At 40.9% G+C, this 11,491-nt stretch carries 11 protein-coding genes and 1 pseudogene; 7 read left to right on the forward strand and 5 right to left on the reverse strand.

Annotated features, from left to right (window positions below; genetic code table 11):
- Position 1: 1 nt before the first annotated feature.
- Positions 2-277, reverse strand: coding sequence for a hypothetical protein (locus EBF12_RS05130; protein WP_244196377.1), 276 nt, complete (start codon positions 275-277; stop codon positions 2-4).
- Between the two features lie 116 nt (positions 278-393).
- Positions 394-1,395, reverse strand: a complete 1,002-nt coding sequence (trpS, locus tag EBF12_RS05135) for a tryptophan--tRNA ligase (RefSeq protein ID WP_121726707.1) — start codon at positions 1,393-1,395, stop codon at positions 394-396.
- 245 nt (positions 1,396-1,640) lie between these two features.
- Here trpS and EBF12_RS05140 point away from each other — a divergent pair, with 245 nt between their 5' ends.
- The 6 genes from EBF12_RS05140 (at position 1,641) to rpsO (ending at position 7,175) form a co-directional block, all read left to right on the forward strand.
- Positions 1,641-2,201, forward strand: a complete 561-nt coding sequence (locus EBF12_RS05140) for a pyruvate flavodoxin oxidoreductase subunit gamma (protein WP_121726708.1) — start codon at positions 1,641-1,643, stop codon at positions 2,199-2,201.
- Between the two features lie 14 nt (positions 2,202-2,215).
- Positions 2,216-2,620 carry a 4Fe-4S dicluster domain-containing protein gene (locus EBF12_RS05145; RefSeq protein ID WP_002957114.1) on the forward strand — a complete coding sequence of 135 codons (405 nt, stop codon included), beginning with the start codon at positions 2,216-2,218 and terminating at the stop codon, positions 2,618-2,620.
- Positions 2,621-2,629: 9 nt separating this feature from the next.
- Positions 2,630-3,850 carry a 2-oxoacid:ferredoxin oxidoreductase subunit alpha gene (locus EBF12_RS05150; RefSeq protein WP_121726709.1) on the forward strand — a complete coding sequence of 407 codons (1,221 nt, stop codon included), beginning with the start codon at positions 2,630-2,632 and terminating at the stop codon, positions 3,848-3,850.
- Between the two features lie 12 nt (positions 3,851-3,862).
- On the forward strand, positions 3,863-4,810 hold the full coding sequence (locus EBF12_RS05155) for a thiamine pyrophosphate-dependent enzyme (RefSeq protein WP_121726710.1): 948 nt from the start codon (positions 3,863-3,865) through the stop codon (positions 4,808-4,810).
- 117 nt (positions 4,811-4,927) lie between these two features.
- Positions 4,928-6,799 (forward strand): RNA polymerase sigma factor RpoD, encoded by a 1,872-nt coding sequence (gene rpoD, locus EBF12_RS05160; RefSeq protein WP_121726711.1) that lies wholly within the window; start codon positions 4,928-4,930, stop codon positions 6,797-6,799.
- Positions 6,800-6,902: 103 nt separating this feature from the next.
- Positions 6,903-7,175 (forward strand): 30S ribosomal protein S15, encoded by a 273-nt coding sequence (rpsO, locus tag EBF12_RS05165; protein WP_034587966.1) that lies wholly within the window; start codon positions 6,903-6,905, stop codon positions 7,173-7,175.
- Positions 7,176-7,209: 34 nt separating this feature from the next.
- Here the strand turns inward: rpsO and EBF12_RS05170 are convergent, their stop codons facing one another.
- Complete coding sequence (locus tag EBF12_RS05170) at positions 7,210-8,274, reverse strand: MMPL family transporter (protein WP_244196378.1); 1,065 nt, start codon at positions 8,272-8,274, stop codon at positions 7,210-7,212.
- Between the two features lie 362 nt (positions 8,275-8,636).
- Between EBF12_RS05170 and EBF12_RS12385 the strand changes: the two are divergent.
- Positions 8,637-9,497: pseudogene (locus EBF12_RS12385) on the forward strand (Eco57I restriction-modification methylase domain-containing protein); the annotation flags it as partial.
- Between the two features lie 561 nt (positions 9,498-10,058).
- On the opposite strand, the gene EBF12_RS12390 reads toward EBF12_RS12385, so the two are convergent.
- Both EBF12_RS12390 and EBF12_RS05180 read right to left on the reverse strand, forming a co-directional pair.
- Positions 10,059-11,252, reverse strand: coding sequence for a type IIG restriction enzyme/methyltransferase (locus EBF12_RS12390; protein ID WP_462923184.1), 1,194 nt, complete (start codon positions 11,250-11,252; stop codon positions 10,059-10,061).
- Positions 11,253-11,254: 2 nt separating this feature from the next.
- Positions 11,255-11,464 carry a hypothetical protein gene (locus EBF12_RS05180; protein ID WP_121726713.1) on the reverse strand — a complete coding sequence of 70 codons (210 nt, stop codon included), beginning with the start codon at positions 11,462-11,464 and terminating at the stop codon, positions 11,255-11,257.
- Positions 11,465-11,491 lie beyond the last annotated feature (27 nt).

The raw sequence follows: 11,491 nt of genomic DNA on the forward strand, positions 1-11,491 counted from the left end.
TTTATGTTGAGATAAAAAGGCATAGCGGATTAATAAGCGGTGAAATATCCCTAAGACTTACAAAAAGCACATTCATTAGCACGATGTAGAATCCAAATCGCACGACAAAGGCTGTTATGCGTGTGTTGAGCAGCACAAGAAGCATAAGGGCAAGTATGAAAGATAGGCTTGTGCCTATGTGGTTAGAATACACAAGCCTTATAGCGATAATGTCAAGTAGGATAAACCATAAATATTCGTGGAGTAGCATTCTTTTGGGTTGAGCGAGTTTTGACATTTTATCCCCTTATGGCGTGCTTGTTGATGGCTTTTAATGCAAGTAAATGCAAGGCAATATTTTGCAAAACACATAGACAAATCTTGTTCTTAATCTCTAGTTTTTACATTCCCATACTACACCAGCCCGATGAGTTCTTTGGCTTTGTCATAAGTTGCTTTAGCAATGGGGCGGATAGAATCTGCACTGCTATCAAGCACACTTTGGATATAGGCTTTATCTTGGCTGATTTTGGTATAAGATTCTTGGATAGGACGCAAAGATTCTACTAATACTTCGGCAATGGCGGATTTAAGATGTCCATAGCCCTTGCCTATAAATTCAGATTCTATATTGTGGCGACTTTTTTGCGTGAAAATCTCATAAATGCACAAAAGATTATAAAGCCCTGAGCGACTTTCATCAAAGACAATTTCAGTTTGTGAATCTGTAATGGCTTTTTTGATTTTTCGTGTGATTATATCTGGGCTATCAAGCAGGAAAATCGCGTGATTTTCGCCTTTGGCGGATTTACTCATTTTAGAATGTGGGTCATCTAGCCCCATAATCCTAGCACCAATTTTAGGGATTATAGGCTCTGGAATCCTAAAGCACTCGCCATACTCGCGGTTAAAGCGGATAGCGACATTACGCGTTAGCTCTAGGTGCTGTTTTTGATCTTCGCCCACAGGCACATTGTGAGCTTGATAGAGCAGAATATCTGCTGCCATAAGGGCTGGATAGTTAAACAAACCGACATTAATATTTTTTGAATTCTTGTTTGATTTATCTTTAAACTGCGTCATACGACTCATATCGCCCATAGGAATATGGCAGTCTAGAATCCACGCTAATGCCGGGTGCTCATCAATTTGACTTTGGATAAAAAGGCTTGATTTACTTGTATCAATCCCACAAGCGAGCAAGATTCCGGCGAGTTCAAAGGTCTTTTGTCTAAGTTCAGCAGGGTTTTGACGCGTGGTGATAGCGTGAGAATTAACAATACAAAAGATGTTTTCATACTCATCTTGAGAGCTTACCCACTGCCTGATTGCTCCTAGGTAGTTGCCAAGGTGGATATTGCCCGTAGGCTGAATGCCTGAAAAAACGCGTTTTTTAGATTCTGTGTGTTTGGTCATTATGTTCCTTTTGTGGATAGTTTTGGATTCAAAAAGTGGTATTATAGCTTAAAATCTTGGCTTGAAAAGTTGCATTTAGGGCAAAAAGATTTCATATATTTTGGTAAAGTTTTTCTTTACAAAATTGTGTAGAATCTCTACTTTATTTCTTTGCTTAAAATTAAAATGTTTCAAAATGATACGCTTATTAAGAATTGCTATGCTAGAATCCCCGCACAAAATCCAACAAAGGAAGGAGATAGAAAATGCTTGAGATACGATGGCATTCTCGTGCTGGACAAGGTGCTGTAACGGGTGCAAAGGGTCTAGCCGATGTAATTGCAGGGACAGGCAAGGAAGTGCAAGCATTTGCATTTTATGGTTCAGCTAAACGCGGTGCGTCAATGACAGCTTATAATAGAATAGATTCTGAGCTAATTTTAAATCACGAAAAATTTATGAATCCAGATTATATTTTGGTAATTGATCCGGGCTTGGTGTTTATCACAAATATTTGTCTTTATGATAAGCCTTCTACAAAATACATTATTACCACGCGTTTAAGTAAAGAAGAGCTTATAGAAAAAAAGCCAGAGCTTGCTACAAAGGAGCTTTATACGCTTGATTGTATTCAAATCTCCATTGATGCGATTGGCAAGTCTGTGCCAAATGCACCTATGCTTGGGGCATTGATGAAGGTTTCAGGTATGCTTGAGATTGACTACTTTTTAGAATCTTTTTCAAAAGTGCTTGGTAAGAAGCTCCCTCCAAAGGTGATTGAGGCGAATAAAGTGGCAATTAGACGAGCTTATGAGGAAGTCAAATAACATAAGGAGATTTTATGGAAAAGTTAAAAGATTGGGATCAATTTGAAATCGGCTCTGTGCTTTTTCCTTTTAAAAAAGGTGTAGATGGAGCAATGGAGCTGTATAAATGTGAGAGAACTTATAGTGGTGATAGCTCATTTACCGATAGTGTGGCACATTGGCGTGTAGAAAAGCCTGTGCATAATAGCGAGATTTGCATTAATTGCTTTAATTGCTGGGTATTTTGCCCTGATGCGGCGATTTTGACAAGCAACGATAAGCTTGCAGGGGTGGATTATGTGCATTGCAAGGGCTGCGGTGTTTGCGTAGATGTGTGTCCTACAAATCCTAAATCATTGCTTATGTTTAATGACCACAAGGACAATGATGAGGCATTAAGAGAGTGGCCTCAAAAACAGCCCAAAAAGACAGAAGCGTAGGAGGAGAATATGGCAAAAGTTATGGAAGTAAGGGATATTGAGGTATGGGATGGCAATATGGCTGCTTCCCAAGCGTTGCGTCAAGCTCAAATTGATGTTGTGGCAGCCTATCCTATCACGCCTTCAACGCCTATTGTACAAAACTATGGTGGCTTTGTAAGTAATGGCTATATTGATGGTGAGTTTGTAATGGTAGAATCTGAACACGCTGCAATGAGTGCGTGTGTAGGGGCTGCGGCAGCAGGTGGGCGTGTAGCCACAGCGACAAGTTCGCAAGGTTTTGCCCTTATGGTAGAGGTGCTTTATCAAGCTTCAGGTATGCGTCTGCCTATTGTGCTGAATCTTGTCAATCGTGCTTTGGCTGCTCCGCTCAATGTAAATGGCGATCATTCTGATATGTATCTTAGCCGAGATACGGGCTGGATAAATCTCTGCACATACAATCCCCAAGAGGCTTATGACTTCAATCTTATGGCGTTTAAAATTGCTGAAGATATGCGTGTGAGAGTGCCTGTGATTGTCAATCAAGATGGTTTTATTTGCTCTCACACAGCTCAATCTGTGCGACCTTTTAGCGATGAGGTGGCATATAAGTTTATTGGCGAGTATGTTTCACACAATCCTATGCTGAATTTTTCTAATCCTATCACTTATGGTGCTCAAACTGAAGAAGATTGGCATTTTGAGCATAAAGCACAACTGCATAAGGGCATTATGGATTCACATATTGTGATTAATGAGGTGTTTGAAGCGTTTGAAAAACTAAGTGGGCGTAAGTATAGCCTTGTTGAGAGTTATTTTCTTGAAGATGCGGAAGTGGCGATTGTCGCACTTGGCACAAGTGTAGAATCTGCTCGTGTAGCAGCTAAAAAAGTGCGTGAGCAAAAGGGTATAAAAGCTGGTGTGTTGTCCATTCGTTCTTTGCGTCCTTTTCCATTTAAGGAAGTTGGCGAAGCAATGAAGAATCTTAAGGCGGTGGCGTGCTTGGATAGAAGCTTACCTGCTGGAACAATGGGTATGTTGTTTAATGAGTTTTCAGCAGCAGCTCTTTGTGCTGGATCGCACCCTGTGATGTCAAATTATATTTATGGGCTTGGCGGACGCGATTTGACACAAGCACATTTAGAGGGCATTTTTGTTGAGCTTGATGCAAATGCAAAGGCTGGTAAGCTTACTCATCCACTTCAACAAATGCTAGGTTTGCGCGGACCTAAGATGAGCTTTTTTTAGAAGGAGAATGCAATGGTAAAAGAAGTCAAAAATTTAAAAGAATTTCAAAAATCATCAAAAAAATTTGAAGGTGCGCATTTACTTTGTCCGGGTTGTGCGCACGGAATGATTGTCCGTGAAGTGCTAAGTGCCGTTGATGGACCTATTATTTTGGGAAACTCAACAGGGTGCTTGGAAGTTTCAAGTGCGGTATATCCACATACAAGCTGGGATGTGCCGTGGATTCATATAGGGTTTGAGAATGGCTCTACTGCTGTGGCTGGAGCTGAGGCTATGTATAAGGCTCTTGCACGCAAGGGGCGCTACATGGGCGAAAAGCCAAAATTTGTTGCTTTTGGTGGTGATGGAGCGACTTATGATATTGGGTTTCAATGGATTAGCGGTTGCTTTGAGAGAGGGCACGATATGACTTATATTTGTCTTGATAATGAAGTGTATGCAAATACCGGTGGGCAAAGGAGTGGCTCTACTCCTCTTGGCTCAAGCACTTCAACAACACCTGCTGGAAGCTCAAGCTTTGGTAAGAAAGAAAAGAAAAAAGATTTGCTTTTTATTATGGCAGCTCACGGCTCTCCTTATGTTGCTCAAGTCGCACCTAATAAGTGGAAAGATATGAATAAGAAGATTAAACGAGCCATTGACACAGAAGGTCCTACTTTTATTAACGCAATGAGTGCTTGCACCACAGAGTGGAGATTTGAATCTAACAAGACGGTTGAAGTGAGTGATTTGGCAGTAGATTCTCTTGTTTTTCCTCTTTTTGAAATTATCAATGGTGTGGAGCTTCACATTACATATCGTCCAAGAAATGTTATTCCTGTGCGTGATTATCTTGGCGCACAAGGGCGTTTTAAGCACCTTTTCAAACCTGAAAATGAGCATATTATCACGCAATTTCAAAAAGATGTAGAAGCGCGTTGGGAATATCTCCAAAGACGCGAAGAGATCAACCCAAAATAATCTTAAATCCCTAGTCTTAGGATTAGGGAGGATTTTTAACCTTAATCAAATATTTATGCAATTTTCAATACAATTGCCGATTTTATCTTCCACTATTTCACTGCAAGGATACAATAAATGTCAGAAAAATCCGAAAAAATAGGCAAAAAATCAAAAGAAGTTAATGCGGAGTTAGAAAATCTTTTTAAAGAAGAGGATAGCGATTATATAACTTATGAGAAAATCGCACAGATTATGCTTAAAGCTCCCACAGCAGCACAAGTAAAAAAAATAAAAGATTTAAGTAAAAAATATAACAAGCAGCTTTTAAGCTCATCTGAAGTGGCAAAAATGCTTAACACTAAAGAGCAGATTCAACGCCAAGCTGATAGAAAAAAGCTTCTCAATGAAGAGCTTGAAGATGAATTTGATTTTATGAAAGACAAGGAGCTATTAGAATGGAGTAGAAGCGATAGCCCTGTAAGAATGTATTTGCGTGAGATGGGGCAGATTCCATTGCTGACTAAAGAAGAGGAAGTGAGCTTAAGCAAAAATATAGAATTAGGTGAAAATACTATACTTGATGCGATTTGCTCTGTGCCATATTTAATTGATTTTATCTATGATTATAAAGATGCGTTGATTAACAGAGAGAGGCGCGTAAAAGAGTTATTTAAAAGCTTTGATGATGAGGAAGAGGATAGTGAGGAGGAGGAAGAGGAGTTTGATGCCGTTGGTGAAGAGGAGAGCTCACGCAAGGCAAACTCTAAAAAAGATCAAAAAAGAATAGAAAAAGTAATGGAGAGTTTCAAAGCACTTGATAAGGCAAAAAAGGATTGGCTTAAAGTGCTTGAGACGCCTATAAGTGAAAGTGAAGATGAATTAGGGCATATTTTGTTGCTTTCTCACAAGAAACATATTTTAAAAATGAAACTTTTAGATTTGGGACCTACGAGCAAGTTAATTAACGAGCTTGTAAGAGCTATGGAAAATAGCCTTAAAAGCGGTGATGGCTTTGAGCGTGAATTAAAGCGTTTGGAATATAAATTGCCGTTATTTAACGACACGCTTGTGGAAAATCATCAAAAGATTCTTGCTAATATTACCGCGATGAGTCGCGATGAGATTGCCGCGATGGTGCCAGAAACGACTATGGTTAGCGTGTATATGGAGCTTAAGAAACTTTTTCAAACAAAAGAGGCAAGTGAGGGTGGATTTAACCTAGAGCCAGAGAAGTTAAAAGAGATTTTAGAGCAAATCAAACGCGGAAAGTCCATTTCGGATAAAGCAAAGGCAAAAATGGCAAAGTCAAATCTCCGCCTTGTTGTGAGTATTGCTAAGCGTTACACAAACCGCGGATTGCCTTTTTTAGATTTGATTCAGGAGGGGAATATTGGGCTGATGAAAGCTGTGGATAAGTTTGAGTATAAAAAGGGCTTTAAATTCTCTACTTACGCTACTTGGTGGATTCGCCAAGCTATCTCTCGTGCCATAGCCGATCAGGCACGCACCATTAGAATCCCTATCCATATGATAGAGACGATTAATAGAATCCACAAAATTATGCGTAAGCATATACAGGAAACGGGTAAAGAGCCGGATATTGAGTATATTGCTAAAGAGGTGGGATTGCCGATTGATAAGGTAAAAAATGTGATTAAGATTACAAAAGAGCCAGTAAGCCTTGATGCACCTATTGGTAGCGATGATGATGGAAAATTTGGGGATTTTGTAGAGGATAAAAGCTCGGTTGGTCCTATGGACTATATCCTTAAAGAGGATTTGAAGGTGCAGATTGATGATGTGCTAGAGCAGCTCAATGATAGGGAAAAAGCGGTTATCCGTATGCGTTTTGGACTGCTTGATGATGAGAGTGATCGCACACTTGAGGAGATTGGCAAGGAGTTAAATGTAACGCGTGAGCGTGTGCGACAAATAGAATCTAGTGCGATTAAAAAGCTTAAACACCCAAAAGTGGGCAGAAAACTGAAAAATTATATTGAAGAATAGAGCCAAGCTAGGTAAAAAAGCGTTTTAGACTTATTGTAAAAGCTTAGATTTAGTTTATTGCGATACAATTCGCACTTTATTTATACCAATCAAGGAGGTCATTATGGCTTTAGATACGGCGAAAAAAAAGGAAATCATTGCAAAATTTGCAAGAGATGGCAAGGATACAGGCTCAAGTGAGGTGCAAATCGCACTGCTTTCACAGAGAATTGCGGATTTAACAGAGCATTTAAAAGCAAATCCAAAAGATCATTCAAGCAGACTAGGGCTTTTGAAGCTTGTAGGACAGAGAAAATCACTTCTAGCCTACCTTAAGAAAACACAATATACTCGCTATGCCAAGCTTATCGGTGAGCTAAAACTCAAAGATAGATAACATAGCCTTAAGATTCTAGCTTTATTCTATTAGGCTAGAATCTTTGCCCAAATCTCCCAAACACAAGCAAAATTATCATACAACACATACCGCTGAAAATCACTTCTCCAAAGGAATTAAGTGCCTTGATTTGTGATAGGATTAGAATCCCAAAACTTGCCCCGGTAGTCAAAGCTGAAAAAATAATAGCGTGATTTGTGCGTGGATTTTCCCCCTCTTTTATCGCATAGATTCCATAATCAACGCTCACCACCACAAGAATAAGCAATGCAAAAAGATGCATCATATTAAATTCACTTGCAATGACACAAAGTGCCACGCTCAAGGGGAAAAGCACAAAACTTGCTGCGTGGAAGAAATCTTTTTTTAAACTCACTGCCAAAGAGGGAAGCATAAGCCCTAGGGCAAGACACAAAACAATCAGCATTGGCTGATAAATAGAATCTGCAAGAGAATCCATAATCTTTTGCAAAGGGCGTGTTTCAAGGGTAAGCTTAGATTCCAAAATCTGCTTTTGCTCTTCTACACTCCATAGTTTAAGGTTTGTGCTAGAATCTGCTTTAAGGTCATTAAGGAGCGAAGTGGCGTGCTGAATCTGCTCGTGTGTCATATTTGCTAAAAGGTAAAAATATCCATCTTGTGTGCTTCCTTGCTTTTTATTAAAGGTGATGTTTGAAACATTGGCAAGAAGCCCTCGCACAAAAAGCATAAGCCCGTGAGCCTCTTTAGCTTGGAATAAAACCTGTGGCACATCATTTTGAATTCTCTCAAAAAATGCCCTTTGTTCAAGCATTTGTGTGTTGTGATAATCAAGTTTGGATAAGTCAAAATCAAGCTTTGTGTGCCAAGTGGCGTAAATAAAGACAAAAAGAGCTAGGAGCAAGAATACTAAAGAGGGTATGCGTGGGTTTCTTATGCGGCTCATAAAAGCAAAAAGTTTAGGGGGCTTCAAGCCCAAATGTGGATAGATAAAAGCAAAACTGACATAAGCAATGCTTAGAGAAATCGTCGCATACAAGGCAAACTGAGCTAGAAGCGGAAAGGGAATAAATAAACACGCCCCAAAGCCTAGCATCGTAGTGATGTAGCCATAAAACACAGCACGATTAAAGCCTCTCTAAAATAAAATTGCGGATTTCTTACCACAGGCATACCGCTACCTGTTTTCCCAGAGTTTGTCTTCAAATAGGCGACCCCAATATTGAAAACAACACCAATATCCGCAAAGCCACAGGCTCATTTTACACGCCACGACCTATCGTATCTTTTATGTGTCAAAGAGCCTTAAGCAAAGCCCTATCCCTAAAGCTCCCGCACATCAGCCAAGACTCTCTCCAAGCTCTCCTAGAGACCAAAGACGCTAATGAAGCCAAGCTAGACCAAAAAGCCAAGCCCCAAATCCTATCCGCCCTAAATAGCCTTAAAATCCTAGATATGTTTTGCGGAAGTGGAGCATTCCCTATGGGGATTTTACAAGAGATTCTAGCTACACAATCCGCCTTGCAAGATTCACGCTCCATTTATGAGCGTAAGCTCTCTATTATTCAAAACCAAATCTATGGCATAGACATTCAGCCAATCGCCACAGAAACCGCTAGGCTTCGCTGCTTTTTATCTCTCATCATAGAATCTCCCATTGATACATCTAGCCCCAATTTCGGCATAGCCCCCCTGCCCAATCTAGACTTCAAATTCGCCTCTGCCAATAGCTTCCTAAAGCTCCAAAAAGACGAGTTCCTAGAGTCCCCTGACTACTTCGCTTGCAAAAAAGATATGCAAAACTTACGCGACCAATACTTTCAGCCCCAAGCTGACAAAGAGTCCCTAAAACAGCAGTTCCTAAAAGTGCGAGCAAAATTCTTTGACTCTTTTGTGATGCAGCTAGGAGAAGCCCACCCATTAGCAAGCTACAATCCATTTGATGAAATGAGTGTGGCGGGATTTTTTGATAGTGAGTTTATCTTTGGAGTAAGCGACTTTGATATACTTATAAGCAACCCCCCTTACATCTCCACCAAAGGTAGCCATAAATCCTACAAAAAAGAGCTTGAAAAGCAGTATGGATTCTTTGATGATACTTATAACCACGCCTTTTTTATCTGCTATGAGAATCTAGCCCCAAATGGCGTGCTATCACTCATCACGCCCAAGACCTTTTTCACCATACAGAGCAAAGACAATTTACGCAATCTACTCTTACACAAAGCCAACTTAGATTTTATCTGCGATAGTGCCAATCCTTTTGAAGCAGCGATGGTAGATACCGCTATCACTCAAATCTCACGCAAAGAGCCAAGCCAAAGCCACAAGATAGACTTCATAGATATGACTACCACCCCTACTGCCACTTATACTCTCCCCATTGATTTGTATAAATCCACCGCTAGAAATGTCATCTTTAAGCCCACGCCATACAATCTAGCCCTACACGAGCTAAACAAAAAGGCAAAGCTCCTGCTAGAGCAATGGTGGAGCAAGATAGATACTTCTAAAAATATCGCCAAAAACGCCAAATCCCTAGAATCCTACCGCTCTAGCCTAAAGCCCGGAGATATAACACTACTAGGGCTTATCACCGATGGCGGTCAAGGACTAGCCACAGCAAACAATGGCAAATACATAGCACTAAAACAGGGGAGCAAAGAAGCCCTAAGGGCTAAAGAGCAAAGAGCCATAAAGCTTTATGAAGCTAGACAGACTTGGGAAGCCATAGGGCAGGAGTTTGATAACGCTAGAGAAGCAAGAGCCTTTCTAGACCCTAAAAGTGAGCAAGAAGTGCGAGAGCTATTTGATAGCTTGAAAGAAAAGTATGGTAGAGATGTCTTTGGGCAAGGCTTTTTATACCGCATAGTAAGCGATGATGAAATAGCAGATGTAGAATCTTTAAGCCAATCGCAAAAGGCAAATGGCATAGATTCTACCCGCTGCTTTGTCCCCTATGACAAAGGCGACAAAGATGGCAACAGATGGTATCTCCCCACGCCTTACTACATAGCTTGGAGCAAAGAAAATGTCGATTTCTGCTAGGAGGTTTTCAAACATTTTGCCCAGCATTTCTGGGTCTAGCCCTACTTCTTGGTCTAGTGGGCTGCTCTCATCTATGGTGAAGTGGTAGCGATTAAATATCTCAAAGAGATTGGTGAAAATCTCATTAGGAATCGTGATGGTAGAGAATCCAAACTCGTCTGCTTTATAGCTATCCATAGCACTTGGGGCGAAAAGCCCGCCATTAAGATAAGGAATGTTGGAAAAAATCGCATTGCTTGTTATGTGTGAGTATCTTGTCTCTTGCGGAGTATTTAGCACTTCAAAAAAGAGCGGGACTAAAATATCTTGGTAGTAGCTTTGGGTGGTATCAACACGGGCTTGGGTGAAGATTTCTTTGGGGATTAGGGTAAGCTCGGCTAAAAATCGCACGAATACTACCCTACCTAGCAGCTTTGTGGCAAACTCTTTTATGCCTTGCTTGTTTAGATGCGTGGCTTTAATCTTGGCACAAAGGGTGTCAAAAATCTTTTTAATCTCTTTGTAAAACTCTTTGGTAACCGCCTGCAAGGAAAAGGCTTCTTCTAGGGTGGCTTTGCTTTTGGCTTTGGAGTCTATGAGATCTTGGAGCTGCTTTTGCGCGGTGTGGGTGGGGATAGAATCTCCTAGCACGAAGCTTTGGCGTTTGGGATTTGAGAAGGTCTGCTTGTTTGCTGCTAGGTCATAGCTCTTGCCTACTAGGCTTAGGCGGAATACTTCCGGGGAGCTCTCATCGTAGAAGACTGCTAAAATCGCTGAGAGATACTCGCCATCTACTTGGGATTTTAGCAGCTTGGCTAGCTCGTTATGTAGGGTAACTTTGGCATTAGTAGAAGTAGTGTCAAATGCAAAAACCCCTATGGTGTAGGAGTCTGCAAGGGTGATAGGCTCACAGATCTTGGTGTAATGGCGGATTATATGTCCATCTTTGTAGGGGGTGGGCTTGTCTTGGTAGAAGTCTATGTCATCATTATGGGCAAAGCTCTCTTTGATGAAGTCCCTAAAATGTGCAAACTTGTATGGGGCTTTTGTGAATCTCTCTAGGCTGTTCATTGCTACTCCTTGTGTGATTTAATAAAGGTGGAGAGACTTAGCTCTATGTCTAGATTCTTTATGTCTCTACTAGGCTTTGTGCTGCTAGGTCTTTGCGTGATGTGTGCGTCTGTGGCGATTGCTAGGATCTCATCTTTGTCCTTGGCATTGATGATCTTTTGGCTCAAGTTGGCGTGGCTACCTTGCTTGATGGCGTGTAGGAGTGCTTGCAAGGAGGCTGCTTCTTGGGGGTCTTTGGC

The organism is Helicobacter labetoulli, assembly GCF_003670275.1.
In the GTDB taxonomy this organism is placed as follows: Bacteria; Campylobacterota; Campylobacteria; order Campylobacterales; family Helicobacteraceae; genus Helicobacter_C; species Helicobacter_C labetoulli.

Excerpts from the sequence above, each read along its gene's own strand:
- EBF12_RS05130 (WP_244196377.1), bottom strand. The coding sequence starts at position 277 with ATGTCAAAACTCGCTCAACCCAAAAGAATGCTACTCCACGAATATTTA.
- trpS (WP_121726707.1), bottom strand. The coding sequence starts at position 1,395 with ATGACCAAACACACAGAATCTAAAAAACGCGTTTTTTCAGGCATTCAG.
- EBF12_RS05140 (WP_121726708.1), top strand. The coding sequence starts at position 1,641 with ATGCTTGAGATACGATGGCATTCTCGTGCTGGACAAGGTGCTGTAACG.
- EBF12_RS05145 (WP_002957114.1), top strand. The coding sequence starts at position 2,216 with ATGGAAAAGTTAAAAGATTGGGATCAATTTGAAATCGGCTCTGTGCTT.
- EBF12_RS05150 (WP_121726709.1), top strand. The coding sequence starts at position 2,630 with ATGGCAAAAGTTATGGAAGTAAGGGATATTGAGGTATGGGATGGCAAT.
- EBF12_RS05155 (WP_121726710.1), top strand. The coding sequence starts at position 3,863 with ATGGTAAAAGAAGTCAAAAATTTAAAAGAATTTCAAAAATCATCAAAA.
- rpoD (WP_121726711.1), top strand. The coding sequence starts at position 4,928 with ATGTCAGAAAAATCCGAAAAAATAGGCAAAAAATCAAAAGAAGTTAAT.
- rpsO (WP_034587966.1), top strand. The coding sequence starts at position 6,903 with ATGGCTTTAGATACGGCGAAAAAAAAGGAAATCATTGCAAAATTTGCA.
- EBF12_RS12390 (WP_462923184.1), bottom strand. The coding sequence starts at position 11,252 with ATGAACAGCCTAGAGAGATTCACAAAAGCCCCATACAAGTTTGCACAT.